This is a genomic window from Pseudomonas sp. GW821-FHT04D07 (assembly GCF_059420225.1).
This window is the reverse complement of sequence record NZ_JBWKTH010000015.1, coordinates 61,071-78,279: the sequence shown is the minus strand read 5'-3', so window position 1 is coordinate 78,279 and position 17,209 is coordinate 61,071. Positions and strand designations below refer to the sequence as shown.

Annotated in this window: 12 protein-coding genes; 6 read left to right on the top strand and 6 right to left on the bottom strand. The window is 62.3% G+C overall.

The window, feature by feature from the left end:
• Window positions 1-13: 13 nt before the first annotated feature.
• Genes dxs through AC07T0_RS18435 form a run of 5 tightly spaced genes read left to right on the top strand, consistent with a single transcriptional unit; the run spans window position 14 to window position 6,080 of the window.
• Entirely contained in the window at window positions 14-1,948 is a 1,935-nt protein-coding gene (dxs, locus tag AC07T0_RS18455) for a 1-deoxy-D-xylulose-5-phosphate synthase (RefSeq protein WP_495002566.1), read from the top strand.
• Window positions 1,945-2,877: a 4-hydroxy-3-methylbut-2-enyl diphosphate reductase gene (gene ispH / locus AC07T0_RS18450; RefSeq protein ID WP_495002565.1), complete on the top strand. Its 933-nt coding sequence runs from the start codon at window positions 1,945-1,947 to the stop codon at window positions 2,875-2,877. Before dxs ends, ispH begins: the two co-directional genes overlap by 4 nt.
• Window positions 2,878-2,904: 27 nt before the next feature.
• Window positions 2,905-3,591, top strand: coding sequence for a terpene synthase family protein (locus AC07T0_RS18445; RefSeq protein WP_495002564.1), 687 nt, complete (start codon window positions 2,905-2,907; stop codon window positions 3,589-3,591).
• Entirely contained in the window at window positions 3,588-4,892 is a 1,305-nt protein-coding gene (gene ispG / locus AC07T0_RS18440) for a flavodoxin-dependent (E)-4-hydroxy-3-methylbut-2-enyl-diphosphate synthase (RefSeq protein WP_495002563.1), read from the top strand. Before AC07T0_RS18445 ends, ispG begins: the two co-directional genes overlap by 4 nt.
• 12 nt (window positions 4,893-4,904) lie before the next feature.
• A complete protein-coding gene (locus AC07T0_RS18435) occupies window positions 4,905-6,080 on the top strand; it encodes a 1-deoxy-D-xylulose-5-phosphate reductoisomerase (RefSeq protein ID WP_495002562.1) in 1,176 nt (391 codons plus the stop codon).
• Here AC07T0_RS18435 and AC07T0_RS18430 read toward each other — a convergent pair.
• The 5 genes from AC07T0_RS18430 to AC07T0_RS18410 form a co-directional block, all read right to left on the bottom strand.
• Window positions 6,054-8,303: an ATP-dependent DNA helicase gene (locus AC07T0_RS18430; RefSeq protein ID WP_495002561.1), complete on the bottom strand. Its 2,250-nt coding sequence runs from the start codon at window positions 8,301-8,303 to the stop codon at window positions 6,054-6,056. The two genes, AC07T0_RS18435 and AC07T0_RS18430, sit on opposite strands and share 27 nt — an antisense overlap.
• On the bottom strand, window positions 8,300-9,949 hold the full coding sequence (locus AC07T0_RS18425) for a VRR-NUC domain-containing protein (RefSeq protein ID WP_495002560.1): 1,650 nt from the start codon (window positions 9,947-9,949) through the stop codon (window positions 8,300-8,302). Before AC07T0_RS18425 ends, AC07T0_RS18430 begins: the two co-directional genes overlap by 4 nt.
• A 92-nt stretch (window positions 9,950-10,041) precedes the next feature.
• Entirely contained in the window at window positions 10,042-11,454 is a 1,413-nt protein-coding gene (locus AC07T0_RS18420) for an aminotransferase-like domain-containing protein (protein WP_495002616.1), read from the bottom strand.
• Window positions 11,455-11,520: 66 nt separating this feature from the next.
• Window positions 11,521-13,020: a hypothetical protein gene (locus AC07T0_RS18415; RefSeq protein ID WP_495002559.1), complete on the bottom strand. Its 1,500-nt coding sequence runs from the start codon at window positions 13,018-13,020 to the stop codon at window positions 11,521-11,523.
• 626 nt (window positions 13,021-13,646) lie between these two features.
• Window positions 13,647-14,669, bottom strand: coding sequence for a zinc-dependent alcohol dehydrogenase family protein (locus AC07T0_RS18410; protein WP_495002558.1), 1,023 nt, complete (start codon window positions 14,667-14,669; stop codon window positions 13,647-13,649).
• Between the two features lie 201 nt (window positions 14,670-14,870).
• On the opposite strand from AC07T0_RS18410, the gene AC07T0_RS18405 reads away from it, so the two are divergent.
• Window positions 14,871-15,785 carry a LysR family transcriptional regulator gene (locus AC07T0_RS18405; protein WP_495002557.1) on the top strand — a complete coding sequence of 305 codons (915 nt, stop codon included), beginning with the start codon at window positions 14,871-14,873 and terminating at the stop codon, window positions 15,783-15,785.
• Window positions 15,786-16,020: 235 nt separating this feature from the next.
• Here the strand turns inward: AC07T0_RS18405 and AC07T0_RS18400 are convergent, their stop codons facing one another.
• Window positions 16,021-17,139 carry an NADH:flavin oxidoreductase gene (locus AC07T0_RS18400; RefSeq protein WP_495002556.1) on the bottom strand — a complete coding sequence of 373 codons (1,119 nt, stop codon included), beginning with the start codon at window positions 17,137-17,139 and terminating at the stop codon, window positions 16,021-16,023.
• Between the last annotated feature and the right edge of the window lie 70 nt (window positions 17,140-17,209).

Genomic DNA, 17,209 nt, shown 5'->3' with positions numbered 1-17,209 from the left:
AGAGGAGCCCGGCATGTTCGAGCTACTGAACGCCATCGACAGCCCCGTCGATTTGCGAACACTGCATCCCAGGGCACTCTCGGCGGTCGCCGATGAGCTGCGGGCCTTTATCCTGCACAGTGTTTCACGGACCGGCGGGCACCTGTCGGCCAACCTCGGCACCGTGGAGCTGGCCATCGCGCTGCACTATGTGTTCGATACCCCGTATGACCGAATCGTCTGGGATGTGGGGCATCAATCCTATCCGCACAAGATCCTGACCGGGCGCCGCGAGGCCATGGCCGGCATTCGCCAACTGGGAGGGATCTCCGGTTTTCCCCGGCGCCAGGAGTCCGAGTACGACACCTTCGGCACGGCCCACTCCAGCACTTCGATTTCCGCGGCACTGGGCATGGCCCTCGGGGCCCGGATCAAAGGTGAACGGCGCCATGGCATCGCCGTCATAGGTGATGGCGCCCTGAGCGGTGGCATGGCCTACGAGGCGATGAACAATGCCGGCCTGCACCAGGACCTGCCATTCCTGGTGGTCCTCAACGACAACGACATGTCGATTTCCCCCGCCGTCGGCGCGCTACGCCACTACCTGGGTAAACTCACCGCGCATCGCTGTATCCCGGCCGCCGAGGCCTCTATCAAGCGCATCCTGCGCGATGACGCAGCACCAAGGCGGTGGCCCCAGCGCTTCGAAGCGCAGCTCAAAGGGCTGAAATTGTCAGCGACCCTGTTCGAGGCCCTGGGTTTCAACTACACCGGCCCCATCGACGGGCATGACCTCAACGAGCTGATTCCGGCGTTGCAGTCCCTGAAAAACCTGCGTGGCCCGCAACTGCTGCATATCATCACCGAAAAAGGCCATGGCTATAGCCCGGCGGCCATGGATCCGGTGCTGTATCACGGCCCCGGAAAATTCAATCCGGAGCAAGGCATCCTGCCCACGGCGCCCGGCAAGCCGACCTATACCCAGGTTTTTGGCAACTGGCTGTGCGACGAAGCCGAACGCAATCCCGACGTCGTGGCGATTACCCCGGCCATGCGTGAGGGCTCGGGACTGGTGGAGTTCGAGCAGCGCTTCCCTGATCGCTACTTCGATGTCGGGATCGCCGAACAGCATGCCCTGACCTTTGCCGCCGGCCTGGCCAGCGAAGGCTTGAAGCCGGTGGTGGCGATCTACTCGACCTTCCTCCAGCGTGGCTACGACCAACTGATCCACGACATCGCCATCCAGAACCTGCCGGTGGTACTGGCCATCGACCGCGCCGGCATTGTCGGGGCCGACGGTGCCACCCATACCGGCGCCTTCGATCTCGCCTACCTGCGCTGCGTGCCCAACCTGGTCGTCATGGCACCGGCGGACGAAAACGAATGTCGGCAGATGCTACACACCGCCCTGTTGCAGAACGGACCGGTGGCAGTGCGTTATCCGCGCGGGGCCGGCAGCGGTACGGCGACGCAAGTCGAGCTGAATGTCCTGCCCCTGGGCCGAGGCGAAATCCGTCGACAGTCGAGCCAAGCGCAAGGCTTGCGAATCGCCATTCTTGCGTTTGGCTCCATGTTGCAGCCCAGCCTTGAGGCCGCCGAGGCACTGGATGCGACAGTCGCCAATATGCGCTACGTCAAACCTCTGGATGTCGACCTGATAGAAGCCCTGGCGTGCAGTCATGATCTGCTGGTGACGGTTGAAGAAGGCTGTGTGAAGGGCGGCGCCGGTGCCGCGTGCCTCGAACACCTGGCCGCGGCACTGGTGTCGCGCAAGGTGCTGCAACTGGGTTTCGACGACCAGTTCATCGAGCATGGCGCGCCGGAACAACTACTCGGTGCCTGCGGCCTGGACGCCAAGGGGATTATCGCCTCGATCCAGGTGTTTTGCGGGCAAGTCGCATTGGCGCAGGAGATGTACCGGCGCAGCGGCGACAGTCGCCGACAGGCCATCAGCGGAAGCCGCCCATGAACGTCATCCTGGCCCAACCTCGCGGCTTCTGTGCCGGTGTGGTGCGGGCGATCGATATCGTCGAACTGGCCCTGGAGCAGTACGGCGCGCCGGTGTATGTCCGCCACGAAATTGTCCATAACCGCCAGGTGGTCGACAGCCTGAAAGCCAAGGGTGCGATTTTCGTCGAGGAACTGAACGAAGTGCCGATCGATGCCGTCACGGTGTTCAGTGCCCATGGCGTTGCCCGGGTCGTCGAAGACGCCGCGCGCCAACGCCAGCTGCGAGTCCTCGACGCCACCTGCCCGTTGGTCAGCAAGGTGCATAACCAGGGACGCCACTATGCCGCCAAAGGTTATCAGGTGATCTTGATCGGTGAGTCCGGGCATCCCGAAGTGATCGGCACCCTGGGGCAGATTCCCGCTCCGGTAGTCGTCGTCGGCGACGTGGCGCAAGTGCAAGCCTTGGCGTTTCCAGTCAACACACCGATGGCCTATATCACCCAGACCACCCTCAGCCTCGATGACACCAAGGCCGTGGTCCTGGCCCTGCAACAGCGTTACCCGGACATCGTCGGCCCGGATACCCGCGACATCTGCTACGCCGTGCAAAACCGCCAGACCGCGCTGCGCACCTTGAGCCACTGCGTCGACCTGGTGCTGGTGGTGGGCGCGGCGAACAGCGCCAATTCAGTGACCTTGCGCACAATTGCCGCTGACACGGGGGTGCCGGCTTACCGGGTGGCCGATGCCAGCGAGCTGGAGCGGCAATGGTTCGAAAACGTCAAGACGCTGGGAATCACCGCCGGGGCCTCGACACCCGAGGCCTTGGTCGACGAGGTGATTGCCGCGCTCGGGAGGCTGGCGCCACTGACCATCAAAACCCTGCCGGGCCGCGAAGAACAGGTGCAGTTCAATCTGCCAGGCGGGCTGATCGCCCGCAGTCGTTAAACAACCAGGCTTATAGGAGGTGACATCATGCCTGCATTCGATCTACCACCGATTCACCTGCCCTTTGACTCAAGGATCAACCCCTATCAGGACGTGGCAAGCCAAGGTGCCAACAACTGGCTGGAGTCGATGGGCCTGGTCGACAGCCAAGCGCGCCATGCGTTTGAGTCAGCCCGGTTCTTCGAGCTGGCTTCCAGGGCCTATCCCGAGGTGCAGGCCCGCGAGTTGGATCTGCTGGCTTTCGCCGAGGTACGTCGCTATACCGGCGCCACCCAGTTGATGTTCAGCGCCGGCGAATCCGCCGGCCATGCCGAGCTGCCTGAAGCGTTCTGTCACAGCTGGCCCTTCCAGGTCCTGCGGGACACTGCCAGTGACGTGGTGGTGTTGGTAAACGACCTGTTGTCCTATGGCAAAGAAACCCATTACGACGAAATAAGCAACTACGTGGTCGTTTGCCAACACCATCTGGGCCTGTCACTGCGCGAAGCCATGGCATTCGTCAATAACTTGTTGAACTCCCGTGTGCATGCCTTCGAACAGGCGCGAGAAAGACTGCCCCTGTTCATTGAGCGCCAGCAGTATCCACACGCGCAAAGAATCGCGATTGAGCGCTATATCCGCCTGTTGGAAAGCTGGATGAGCGGCAATCTCGACTGGTCATTGCGTGCGCCACGCTACATCGATAGCCATACCTGGCAAGGGGGCAACCGATGAACACGCCCATTCCCCGTCGCCAAACCCGGCAGGTGCTGATCGGTGCCGTGACGCTGGGCAGCGCCAGCCCCATCGTGGTCCAGGCCATGACCAACACCGATACCGCCGACGCCCTGGCCACCGCAACCCAGGTCGAGCAATTGGCCCTGGCCGGCGCTGAGCTGGTACGGATCACGGTCAATGGCCATGAGGCGGCGTCCCAGGTGGCAAAGATTCGCGAACGGCTCGACGCCCGGCAGATCGACGTGCCGCTGGTGGGCGACTTCCACTTCAACGGCCACCGCTTGCTGGCGGCCTATCCCGACTGCGCCCAGGCTCTGGACAAGTACCGGATCAACCCCGGCAACGTCGGCAAGGGCGCCAAGCGGGACGAGCAGTTCTGCGAGATGATTGAAATCGCCTGCCGTTACGAAAAACCGGTGCGCATCGGCGTCAACTGGGGCAGCCTCGACCCGGACCTGCTGGCGCGGATGATGGATGCCAATGCAGCATTGGCCGTACCGCTGGCGGCCGATGCGGTGATGCGCGAAGCCCTGGTGGTGTCGGCACTGGAGAATGCGCAACGGGCCATCGAAGTCGGCCTGCCGGCAGAGCGGATCGTGTTGTCGGCCAAGGTCAGTCACGTTCAGGACCTGATTGCCGTGTACCGTGACCTCGCCGCGCGTTGCGACTTCCCGTTGCATCTGGGCCTGACCGAAGCCGGCATGGGCTCAAAAGGTATCGTCGCCTCCGCCACCGCCCTGGCGGTGTTGTTGCAGGAAGGTATCGGCGACACCCTGCGCATCTCCCTTACCCCCGAACCTGGCGGCGAGCGCAGCCGCGAGGTGCTGGTGGCCCAGCAGATCCTGCAGACCATGGGCCTGCGGGCGTTCAGCCCCACGGTGGTGGCCTGCCCCGGTTGCGGGCGCACCAGCAGCCGTTTGTTCCAGGAACTGGCGCAACAGATCGAGGACTACCTGCGCGAGCAGATGCCCATCTGGAAAAGCCGTTTCAGCGGTGTCGAACAACTGCAGGTGGCGGTCATGGGCTGCGTGGTCAACGGCCCGGGGGAAAGTCGCCTGGCGGACATCGGCATTTCCCTGCCCGGCGCCGGCGAGCACCCGTCGGCGCCGGTGTATATGGACGGCGAACGGGTACTGACCCTCAAGGGCGGCACCATAGCCGATGACTTCACCCGATTGCTCCAGGCCTATGTCACGGCCCGTTACGGTGGAGACGCCGGTGCCCGCGAGCAACTGGCGCGGATGGTCAGCCCATTCACCGCCCATCCCCGTGAGTTGATTGCCCGTGACACCCCATAAAGGAGTCCGACCATGCATCAGCGCCTGACCCTGCTCGGGGCCACCGGTTCTATCGGTGACAGCACCCTGGACCTGGTCGCGCGGCATCCCGAGCGTTTTTCCGTGTTCGCCCTGACCGCGCATCAGAATATCGACAAGCTGTACCGCCAATGCCTGGCCTTCCAACCCGCAGTGGCGGTGGTCGCCGATGCCGAGGGGGCGGCACGCTTGGCGGACCGGCTGAAGACGCTTGGCCAGCACACCGAAGTGCTGCATGGCCCGCAAGCACTGGTGACCGTAGCCTGTGCCAGCGAATGCGATACCGTGGTCGCGGCGATTGTCGGTGGCGCCGGGCTGGCCTCGACATTGGCCGCGGCAAAAGCCGGCAAGCGCATTCTGCTGGCCAACAAGGAAGCGTTGGTGATGTCCGGCTCGCTGTTTATGGGCTGTATCGCCACGTCCCAGGCACAGTTACTGCCAGTCGACAGCGAACACAATGCGATTTTCCAATGCCTGTCGACTCACCCCGAGGCCCGTCCCGAACGCCTGATCCTGACAGCCTCCGGCGGCCCGTTCCTGACCCGTGCGCTGGAAACCCTGGGCAACGTCACCCCCGACCAGGCCTGTGCCCACCCGAAATGGCGCATGGGCCGCAAGATCTCGGTGGACTGCGCCAGCCTGATGAACAAGGGCCTGGAGCTGATCGAGGCGCACTGGTTGTTCGAGATGCCGTCGGAACGGATCGAGGTGCTGATTCATCCGCAAAGCATCGTGCACTCGATGGTGGTTTACGCCGATCAGTCGGTCCTGGCGCAACTGGGCAATCCCGATATGCGCACACCGATCGCCCAGGCCCTGGCCTACCCGCAACGGATGGACTCCGGGGTCGTGCCACTGGACCTGACGCGCTGTGAGCCATTGGCGTTTTCCCCGCCGGACCTGCTGCGTTTCCCCTGCCTGCGCCTGGCCCTGGACGTGGCACACGGCGGTTGCGAGCTGAGCGTGGTGCTCAATGCGGCCAATGAAGTGGCGGTGGCGGCCTTTCTGGCCGGTGCGTTGAAGTTCAGCGATATCGCCCGCGTCGTTGCTGAAACCCTGGAACAGACTCCTGCGGTGGCCATTGACAGCCTTGCGGCAATCGAGGACACCGACCGGCGCGCTCGCGCCAGGGCGACGCAGTTGTCAGGCCTGCCACCACCGTGGCAATAGCTGCCGGACCTTGGCCTCGGCAAAACGATCATCGATCAACAGCACCACGCCGCGATCCTGCTCGCTGCGGATCACCCGTCCAGCCGCCTGCACGACTTTCTGCACACCCGGGTACAGGTAGGTGTAGTCGTACCCGGCACCGAACAAGGCCGCCATCCGTTGTTTGATCTGTTCATTGACCGGGTTCAGTTGCGGCAAGCCCAGGGTCGCGATAAACGCGCCGATCAGCCGTTGCCCGGGTAAGTCGATGCCCTCGCCAAAGGCCCCGCCAAGGACCGCGAAGCCAATGCCCTGGCTGTGTTCGGTGAACTGCTCGAGAAAGGCCTGGCGCTGGCTTTCCTCCATGCGCCGCGATTGTTGCCAGAGTGGGATCTGTGGATGGATCTCGGCCAGCAACTGCGCCACTTGCTGCAAATAGTCGAAGCTGCTGAAAAATGCCAGGTAGTTGCCGGGGCATTCGCCGAACTGTTCGGCCAGCAGCTCGACGATGGGGGCCAGCGAGGCCTGGCGATGGAGGTAGCGGGTGGAGATCCGGCTGATGATCCGCAGGTCCAGTTGCTCGCGCTTGAACGGCGACTCGACATCGATCCACGCGGTGTCCGCTGGCAGGCCCAGCAAATCAGTGTAGTAGTGCCGGGGACTCAAGGTCGCGGAAAACAGTACGCTGCTGCGCGCCGCCTTCAGCCGCGGACGCAGAAAACCGGCCGGCACCACATTGCGCAGGCACAGCTGCGAGCTGCGGCGCTGGCCGCTCTCCCGCAGGCTGATATCGAACAGGTAATGCTCGTCGAACAGTTCACCCACCCGGGAAAACTGCAGGAGCTCGAAGTAGAAGCCCTGGAGCTCAGCATCGACGTCTTGCGGATGTTCATTGAGGTAGTCGCCGATGGCTGACACGCACAGGCCAATAGCATTCAGCAACTTGGCCGGAGCCTGCGCATAAGCCTGATAAGGACCGACCTGCTCCTTGTGCAGGGCATTCCACTCACGGTTCAAGCGCTGCAACGACTTTTTCAAGGCTTCGGGCACACTGCGCCGGACGCTGTTCAGGACCTGCTGGTCGAGACTCGCGCTGTACATCTGGCGCCCGCGTTCCACCAGGTTGTGGGCTTCGTCCACCAGCGTCGCGACCCGCCACTGGTTGGCCTGGGCCAGCCCGAACAGCAAGGCGCTGAAGTCGAAGTAGTAGTTGTAGTCGGCGACGACCCAATCGCTCCAGCGCGCCATTTCCTGGCTCAGGTAATAGGGGCAGATTGCATGCGCCAGGGCGATGCTCCGCAGCGCCTGCTGGTTGAGCAAGGGCACGCCGACCGCAGCCTGGCGCGCCGCGGGCAGGCGATCATAAAACCCTCGGGCCAGGGGGCAGGACTCGCCGTGACAGGCCTTGTCCGGGTGTTCGCAGGCTTTGTCCCGGGCGACCAGTTCCAGCACCCGCAACGGCAGATCAGGTGAGCGTTCGTAGAGCACCTGCGCCGCGCCGAGGGCCAACTGGCGGCCCGGAGTCTTGGCCGTGAGGAAAAACACCTTGTCCAGTTGCTGCGGTGCCAGGGCCTTGAGCATCGGAAACAGCGTGCCGAGGGTCTTGCCGATCCCGGTCGGCGCCTGGGCCATCAGGCAACGCCCGGTGCTGACAGCCTTGTACACCGTCTCGGCCAGGGCCCGTTGGCCGGGGCGAAAGTCTTCGTGGGGAAAGGCCAGGTCCCGGGCCGCCTGGTCGCGAGCCTGGCGATGGCCGGTCTCTTGCTCGGCCCAGTGCAGGAAGCGTTCGCACTGTTGCACGAAGAACGCCTCAAGATCCACGGCGCGCCAGGTTTCCCGCAGCACGCTTTCCTTTTCGCTGACGATATCGAAATAGACCAACGCCAGGTTCATTTCCGCCAGCTGTAACTGCTGACAGACCAGCCAGGCGTAGATCCGCGCCTGGGCCCAGTGCAGTTGCCGGTGATTGGCCGGCTGCGCGGCGAGGTCACCCCGGTAGGTCTTGATTTCCTCGAGCAGGTTCTGCCGCGGATCATAACCATCCGCCCTGCCCTGGACCTTGAGGTGGCGGTAATAGCCTTCCACCGGCAGTTCCGCTTGATAACCCTCGGCACGCCGCGACGCCACGGTGCGATGCCCGAGCATGCCCTCCTGGGCACTGGGCGACGGCGTGAAGCGCAGGTCCAGGTCGCCGACCTTGGCGGTGAACTCGCACAGGGCGCGCACGGCAACGCGGTAGGTCAAAGGTCCTCCGCTGCCCATTGCACGTAGCAGACGGCAATCGGCATCCCGTGCTGCCGGCAGAACTCCAGCCAACGCAACTGGTTGTCCTGCAAGCGGTCACCGGGGCCTTTGACTTCGATCATCCGGTAGTTTTTTTCAGCCGGGTGGAACTGGATCAGGTCGGGCATGCCGGCGCGGTTGGCGCGGATATCCAGCAGCAGGCGTTCGAACCAGTGTTTCAGATGTGCGGCGGGCAGACAGTCGAGGGCCTGTTCGAGCAACTCCGGGGTCAGTACGTTCCAGAACACAAAGGGTGACTGCAGACCCCATTTGGCACTGAAGGTGGCGCGCATGCTGTCCTGGTAGCGGCCGTCCTCCAGTTGCCCCAGGCACTCGGCGAACAGCTCGGCGCGGCGAGCGTGGAAATCTTCCTCATGCAGGTCCGCCGGGCCGCTCTGGAACGGGTGGAAAAACGCCCCCGGCAATGGCGCGAAGATCGCCGGCCAGCACAACAGGCCGAACAACGAGTTGATCAGGGTGTTTTCCACATAGTGCACCGGGGCCTGCGGCTGGTGCAGGTGGCGGGCGACGCCTTCCTCGACGGACAGGGCCGGATCGTTGGCCAGTACCAGGTCCAGTCGGGTAATCGCCACCGGCGCCGTCGGGGCAATCGCCGGCAACCCGAGCCTGCGCCGCAACCGGGGCAGGATACGCAGCAGATGCTGTTGTTCTTCGGCGCTGTGGGGCGCGTCCTGTGCCTGCAACGCCAGGTCCAGGGCAAGCTGGAACTCGCCGAGGCGTTCGAGCACGCGGATGCGCCGCTGGCGCGCTGGCGGGTGGCTGCAGCCGCTATAGATCGCCAGTGCGCCGGGCCAGTCCTGCAAGCGCTCGCTCTGTTGTCCGATCTGGAACAGCAGTTTGCCCCGACGCCGTTCCAGCCAGGGGTTGTCGGTGTCCAACCGGTTGACGTGCTGGTGTATCAGGCCAGGTTCCTCACCCGCCTCAAGGGCTTCGCGAGCAGCCTGCAAATGCAGGTAGCCATCGAGGTCGGCGCGGCTGCGCAGGCCGCGGGACGATGCGTGGAGTTCGACCTTTTCGTAGCTGAAGATGCCCAGGTCCGCCAGCACGAATTCGGACCAGTCCTGGTACAGGTTGCCGAAAAACATCAGTCTCAGGCGGTCGCACAGCGGCATCACCTGCAGGCTGTAAAGCGGCTCGGGAAGGCTTGGGCACCATTGGGCGAACGACCGGCTCTCGTCGAAGCGCAGGGCCAGCTCCTCATAAAGCTCGGGCTTGTTGGCCCTGGGCTGGGTGATATCGGCCTTGAAACTGCTCACCACCTCGGCCTTTTGCAGGACCGCGAACAACTGCGCCAGGCTCAGCAGCGCATCATCGCGCAGCCAGCCCAGGGCCAACAATGGCAGCGCCGCCGGCTCAGGATCGCCGATTTCGGCATAGTTCAGCTTGCCGGCCCGGAAATGTTCGCCCTTGCGCATCACCATCCGCACCAGCAGGGCCCGGGAGGCCTTGGGCAAGCGGGCGAAGTCTGCGATAAAAGCGTGTTCCTGGGCGTTCAGCAGGTCGGCATAACGCTCGGCCAACCAGTCGAGCACTTGCTGGAAGTTGTTCAGGTAGTAGAACGGATCGTCGAGGGGCTGGGTTGTCACAGGCGGGGAAGACCAAGGTTATCGAATGCTGGTTATGCATACAGATAACAGGCCATCCCGCCCCTGGCAAATACAAACGGACCAAGGGCGTCTCAGTCGAGCTGTTCCAGGCGCAGGGCATCGGCCAGGACGCCCAAGGCCTGGTCCAGATGCCGATGGGAAGTGCTGCACAGGCGCAAGTGCTGCTGATGCAGGCCATGCAGGCTGAATAACTCGCCGGGGGCGAAGACGATTTTCTGCTCCAGCAAGCGTTCGAACACCTTGCGCATGTCCACCGGCCGAGTCGCCTGGGCCCAGATCGTCGCCCCGCCCTGCGGCGGCACGAAGGCCAGGCTGTCGGCCAGACGCTCGTGCAACAGGCCGCTCATATGGGCCATGCGCTCCTGCAACAGACGGCGCAAGGTCAGCAGGTGCTGGTCGATCCGACCGCTGCTGTAGAGCCGGGCAATCGCCTTCTGTCGGGTCGGCGACATGCGGAACGAGCGCAACAGGAAATGCCGCTGCAGCTCCGCCCCCAGGTGCCGGGAGAGCAGATAGCCGAAAGGCGCTTCGGCGCCCATGATCCGCTCGAAGCTGGCAAACACCAGCAGGCGATCCGGGTCCACCAGGTCGCGCATCCGCGGGCCGCTGAATTCGAAGGCGAACTCGCCATGGCTGTCGTTTTCCAGCAACCAGATGCCGAAACGCTCCAGCAACCGCGCCAGCTGCTCGCGCTGCGCCAAAGGTATCAAGCTGCCACGGGGCACACTGAACCCGGAAGACATCAGCAGCAATTTGACCGGCCGGGTCTGCAGCAAGTGCTCGAGGGCCGCCAGGTCGAAGCCACCGTCGTCCTGCAGTGGCAGCTCGATGATATTGACCCCACCGGCCTGCAACAGGCGCAGAATCACCCAGTCGCAGGGCGACTCCACCAGGACCGTCGCCTGTTTCAGGCTCAACGCGGCCATCAGGGTTTCCAGCACGCTGCGCAGGTCCGCACCGATGTAGACATCGTCGGCATGCCAATAGCGCTGGGCCGAGGTGGTGTAGCGCACGGCCAGGGCGGTGCGCAGCTCCAGCTCGCCGAAGGGCTGAAACTGTGGCGCCTGCTGGCGCGGGTACTGGCGCACCAACTCGCGTTCGAGCAACAGCAGCGGATTGTCCAGCGACAGCAGCAGCGCCGGTTCATCACTGCTCAGCACCAGGGTGCCGGGACGCCGCGAATGCACATACAGGCGCTCCAGCACATCGGCGCTACCACTGACGAACGAGGCGCCGGAGACCGGCAGCGCGTAATAGCCCGACTTGGCCAGCGAGTACACCCGCCCCTCCTTTTCCAACAGGGAGTAAGCGTACTGGATGGTCGAGATCGAAACATTCAGGCGCTCGGCCAGCTGGCGCAGGGATGGCAGCTTGACCCGGGCATCGGTCTCGACCTCGTTGATCAGGCTGACCAGATAACGATAGACCGCCTGGTAAGCAAAATCCGAGTGTTTGCGGCCCTTGTCGGGCGCCGCTTGAGTCAGGTCTTGGGGCGCGGACGAATCCGCGCCCGGTTGGGGAATGTCTGAAACTATCAATACCAATCCTTTTTAACGTCCCGACAAGACTTCTTTGAACACTTCACCGTTGTCGGGATTGACGATGTCGATACGGTGCTTGTCCGGATCGCTGGCGCGGACCCGGGCAATCAGCGAACTGACGCCGGAGAAGTCCACCTGGGCCTTGGTGTAGAGATCCCCCAGCAACGCCGGGGTCAGGCCGCTGACTTCGCTCAGCCATTGCCAGATCTGCTCGGGCACCACCTGCCCGGCGAGGGCCTTGTGCAGGTCCGGCAGGGCCACCAGCATGCCGGGGTGACAGCCACGCAGGAACGACTCGAGCCCGTTGCCACGGTTGACGAAGGGCGCGAACAACAAACACGTCAGTTGGGCCTCGCTCAGGCCAAAGGCCTCATGCGCGTAGGCACTGGCCAGCGCCCGTCGATCGAGGATCTTCTCAGCGCTGTCATAAGCGCCCATGGCCTGCTCCACCAGCCGCGCCGGCATGTGCTTGCGGCGCATCATGGCGTCGGCCAACTGCAGGTACTCGCCGATGCCGGCCTCATAGCTCAGACCCCTGACGTATTGCGCCTGCAGGCCGCGCATATGGGCCATCAGCAAGGGATTGGCGCAATCGGACTCGCTGAAGTGAAAGGCCAGGTCATCGAACTGGAAGCCGAGAAACTCGGTCAGCAGTGGCCAGCGCTCCTCGATGTCGCGACCGACCAGGTCGTAGACGCTGACCAGCATCGGCGCCGTGGCCCGGCTGGAGCGACTGATAGCCGGGCCCTCGGGCTCCACCAGGGCCTCGCCATACAGCTCACGGTAGTAATCCAGGCCGAGGTCGTGGCAGGTTTTCACCGCCTCGTCGAACTCCAGCGCCCGCCCGCCGACCCAGGCCCGCTCGGGCTTCTCGGTTGCCCGCAACAGCCAGGTCATGTACTGCTTCTGCTCCCGCGGCGACTCGCCGCTGACCAGGGCATCGACGCCTTTGTCCCAGGCGCTGGAGCGCTCGTAGAAATCGGCCATGGACAGGTAGCAGCCATTGCAGAAGGTCGCCCGCCCATCGCCCGCGGTCAGATGGCCGCTCACCAGCAGGTTGCGGCGGTTGATCTCACGATTGAGTTCGGACATCGGCAGGCGATGATTGAAGGGCCGGACATGCTTGTTGTCCACCATCAACAGCTCGACCCGGGGATCGTCATAGACGAACAAGGCGCTGTAGCTGCGATGGATATTGTGCATGACCGTGGCGGTGACCCCGGCATGGCGCAAGGTGGCGACTCGCAAGTTGAAGGTCGCCGGCGAACGCCCGGCAATACTCAACTGCGCCGCCCGCAGGAACGCCAGTGTGTAACTGCTGTCCTTGCCGCCACCGTGGGCCACCATGACCTTGAATTCACCAATACGCTCTATACCGCCCGCCGCTACGATCAGACGTTGAATCAACAACTGTAAAGCAATACGTTCAGCGCGCGTGAAGTAACTCATCAGACGCTGCAACACTTGCTGATAAACATAATTCATTGCCTGCTCATGAATGGAGCTCATAGCCTTTATACACCTGGATTGAGTTCAGTGTCGGGCAAACAGCGCTCGCATTACCGGCAGTCACTGGATCGTACGGAAGATTGCCTGTCCCCTGTAACCCTGATGCGGACAAGCAACACCCGAAGTATTGCACAGGCCTGAAACACCCACGGCAAGAGCTTTCGAGCATGACCGACGTCACTGATTGCCAGTTAGCGCTGGGAGTCTGCGTACCAATAAAAATATCTTAAGAATATTCTTACAATGACCTACAACTATTAACTACCCACAAGAAATTAACGACATAAGGAGGCAGTCTTCGCCCGACGCACTGAAAGCAAGATATTCCAGGCGTTGGGTCCAGGAGGGTTCGACCTGAAACTTCGAAAAACAACGAGACTCCGATACAGCAGCTGATCGTGAACCATAACTCATTCCTTGAGCGGTAAGTGACCCTTTCAATTATCAGCACTTACCCGACGATTAACAGATACAGAATTTGGCGAAAAACCGGTTCAGTTGATGGCATACTTCGGCGCGAGTAAAAAGCCCGGAAAGTTGTTAAAACATATTTCGGAGCACACATAAAAAACCCCGCATCGCAGAACGACACGGGGGTGATGTGGGCTCAAACAGCCTGAGTCAGCTCAACTGGGTTCGATTTGCAGCGCGACCCGGCCGCGACAAGGGCAACCGTCCATGTAGCGGTGCGCCTCGACAAATTCGTCGAATGGAAAAGTGCGGATTTCCAGCGGTGGCAACACCCGGTCGGCCGTCAGCTGGTTGATATCGCGCAAGGCCCGTTGCAGCGCTGCCTGGTCCTGGACGATGCCCAGTTCCGGCTTGCCGGTGAAGTTGCCGATGCAGTGGACGAAGAACTGGATATTCTTCTGGAACGCCGCGCACGCCGGGAACGGGGTCTGGTTACCGCCCTGCAGGCCGTAGAGCACCAGACTGCCACGTGGCGCCAGGACATCGCCGAGCATGGACATCTGCGGGCCACCAAGGCCGTCGAAGACCATGTCGACGCCACGGCCATCGGTGTACTTGTTGACCTGCATCAGCAGGTCCTGCTCCTCGGTGACGATCACCTTGTCGGCCCCCAGGGACAACAGGTACTCGCGCTCTTCCGGGATCTTGGTCGCGGCAATCACCTTGGCGCCCAGGGCCTTGCCCAGTTGCACGAAGGAAGGTCCGGCGCAGTGGCTGGCATCGGTGACCAGGGCAAACTGCCCCGGCTTGACCCGCGCCAGGTCGACATAAGCGAAATAAGCGATCAGCAGCGGCGTGTAATGCACGCTGGCCTGGACGGGAGTCAGCACATCCGGATAACGGGTCAGGGCCGTACGTGGCAGGACGATCAGCTCGCCATAGACCGGATAATCGTTGGCGCTCTGGGCCGGAAAGCTGGCGACCTTGTCGCCAACGGCCAGGTCATCGACGCCATCGCCGACGGCGGTGACCACACCGGCCATTTCATGACCGATACCGGCCGGCAAGCGGGCCTGGGACGAAGCCAGATTCTGCCGCCAAAGGACGTCGTACCAACTGATGCCAATGGCCTCCACACGCACCTGCACTTCGCCCGGCGCGGGCAGAGTGGCCGTATGCTCTTCGCATTTGAGCACCTCGGCCGGACCAAACTTGTGAAAACGGATCGTGCGGGACATCGCAAACCTCGTCAAATGAACCTCTAATGTCACGAACTCTATCCGGGCTTTTCAGCCAAAACCATCAGTGGCTATTAATAGTCGACATGCCTGTCATTGATTGGCGACCATTGTACACAGTTCAAAATTCCGTGCGAATCAACCACTTTTGCCCGTAAGATTGACCTTCCCCGCCAGTGACCGTCTTGTGAAGCGAGCCCGATGAACCGTAACGACTTGCGTCGCGTCGATCTGAACCTGCTGATCGTATTCGAAACCCTGATGCACGAACGGAGCGTCACCCGCGCCGCGGAAAAGCTGTTTCTCGGCCAGCCAGCGATCAGCGCGGCGTTATCGCGCCTGCGCAGCCTGTTCGATGATCCGTTGTTCGTGCGCACCGGCCGCAGCATGGAGCCTTCGGCCCGTGCGGTGGAAATCTTCGCCCTGCTCTCCCCGGCCCTGGACTCGATCTCCACCGCGGTCAGCCGCGCTTCGGAGTTCGATCCGGCCACCAGCACCTCGGTGTTTCGCATCGGCCTGTCCGATGACGTCGAGTTCGCCTTGCTGCCGCAGTTGCTCAAGCGCCTGCGCGCCGAGGCGCCCGGCATTGTGCTGGTGATCCGCCGCGTCAACTATCTGCTGATTCCGGCCAAGCTCGGCTCCGGCGAAATCTCCATCGGCGTGTGCTACACCACCGACCTGCCGGCCAACGCCAAACGCAAGGTCCTGCGCCGCAGCTCGCCCAAGTTGCTGCGCGCCGACTCGATGCCCGGCCCCCTGTCGCTGGATGATTTCTGCGCCCGCCCGCATGCGCTGGTGTCCTTCGCCGGCGACCTGAGTGGCTTTATCGACACCGAGTTGGAAAAGCTCGGACGCAAGCGGCATGTCGTGCTCGCGGTACCGCAGTTCAATGGCTTGAGTACCCTGATCTCCGGGACTGACATCATTGCCACCGTGCCGGACTACACCGCTGATGCGTTGACCGCGGCCGGTGGCGTGCGCGCCGAGAACCCGCCACTGGAGACTCAGACCTTCGAACTGCACATGGCCTGGCGCGGTTCCCAGGACAACGATCCGGGTGAGCGCTGGCTGCGCTCGCGGATCCAGATGTTCTGCGGCGACCCGGATAGCCTGTAACAGACTTCCACAATTGGCGACGCCGTGTAGCCTGCGCGTAAATGCCCGGGCCACACGGCAACGCAATCCTAATTTACGTGGGTGTTGAGTGGCCTTAACATGTTCGATCATTGAGACAGTCAAGTCGCACTCAACAACGGATTACGATCTCGGCCTCGAAAAATCCGAGGCTAGAACGCTGATTCCTTCAGGCTAAAACCTTTGTGGCATCACACTCTCCACTGCGCAATAAGGCTCAAACCAATTCGGCTAAAGATGCCGGGTTGAAGCCCTTCAGATCCGCGTAGTCGCCTTTTTCCACTTTGGCGGCCCAATCCGTGTCACTCAGCAGAACACGCCCTACAGCGATCAGATCAAACTCTTCGCGCTCCATGCGTTCGACAAGCCGATCCAAACTCGCAGGGGTTGATCCTTTGCCGGCGAAGGCATTAGTAACATCATTGTCTAGCCCAACCGAACCAACACTGATGGTCGCGGCCCCGGTTACTTTCTTCGCCCAACCCGCGCAGTTCAGGCCGTTCTCACCGTCAATCTCGGGGAACTCAGGTTCCCAGAAGCGACGTTGCGAGCAGTGCAGGACGTCGACACCGGCCTCGACCAGTGGCAACAACCAGTCTTCCATCACAGCTGGCGTTTCGGCGACGCGTACTCCGTAGTCCTGTTGCTTCCACTGGCTGACGCGCATGATGATAGGGAATTCGGGGCCGACCGCATGACGAACGGCAGACACGATCTCACTGGCAAAACGCGAGCGCTCTTTGATGGTCGGTCCGCCGTAACGATCGGTGCGCTGATTGGTGCCCGCCCAGAAGAACTGATCGATCAAATAACCATGAGCCCCATGGATCTCGACCGTGTCAAAGCCCAGGCGTTTGGCATCCGCCGCTGCCTTGGCGAACGCTGCTACCGTGTCGGCAATGTCCTCTTCACTCATCGCCACGCCACGCAGGTCACCTGGCGAATCAAGGCCCGACGGGCTTTCCACTGGTGCATCTGGCTCCCAGTCGTTGATGTAACGCGTGGCACCGGTGTGCCAGATCTGCGGTGCCATGCGCCCGCCAGCGTTGTGGACCGCATCAATCACGTTTTTCCACCCAGCCAGCGCCGCTTCGCCGTGAAAAAAAGGAATGCCTGAATCATTGCGTGATGCTGGGCGATCAATCACGGTGCCTTCGGACAAGATCAGCCCAACACGTCCCTCTGCCCGCCGCCGGTAGTAGGCAGTGCTCGCTTCACCCGGGATGCCTTCGGGTGAGAACAGACGCGTCATGGGCGCCATGACAATTCGGTTTTTCAGTACCAGCGAACGGATTGAAAAAGGCCGAAACAAAATACTGGTATCAGGGTTAGACATTGAGAGAGTCTCCATTGCGTTTGGAGGGCATATAAGTATATTTTGTAAACTAAATGTCAATTAGGCACCT

Coding starts and splice junctions, on each gene's coding strand:
- dxs (WP_495002566.1), top strand. CDS start 14: ATGTTCGAGCTACTGAACGCCATCGACAGCCCCGTCGATTTGCGAACA.
- ispH (WP_495002565.1), top strand. CDS start 1,945: ATGAACGTCATCCTGGCCCAACCTCGCGGCTTCTGTGCCGGTGTGGTG.
- AC07T0_RS18445 (WP_495002564.1), top strand. CDS start 2,905: ATGCCTGCATTCGATCTACCACCGATTCACCTGCCCTTTGACTCAAGG.
- ispG (WP_495002563.1), top strand. CDS start 3,588: ATGAACACGCCCATTCCCCGTCGCCAAACCCGGCAGGTGCTGATCGGT.
- AC07T0_RS18435 (WP_495002562.1), top strand. CDS start 4,905: ATGCATCAGCGCCTGACCCTGCTCGGGGCCACCGGTTCTATCGGTGAC.
- AC07T0_RS18415 (WP_495002559.1), bottom strand. CDS start 13,020: ATGAGCTCCATTCATGAGCAGGCAATGAATTATGTTTATCAGCAAGTG.
- AC07T0_RS18410 (WP_495002558.1), bottom strand. CDS start 14,669: ATGTCCCGCACGATCCGTTTTCACAAGTTTGGTCCGGCCGAGGTGCTC.
- AC07T0_RS18405 (WP_495002557.1), top strand. CDS start 14,871: ATGAACCGTAACGACTTGCGTCGCGTCGATCTGAACCTGCTGATCGTA.
- AC07T0_RS18400 (WP_495002556.1), bottom strand. CDS start 17,139: ATGTCTAACCCTGATACCAGTATTTTGTTTCGGCCTTTTTCAATCCGT.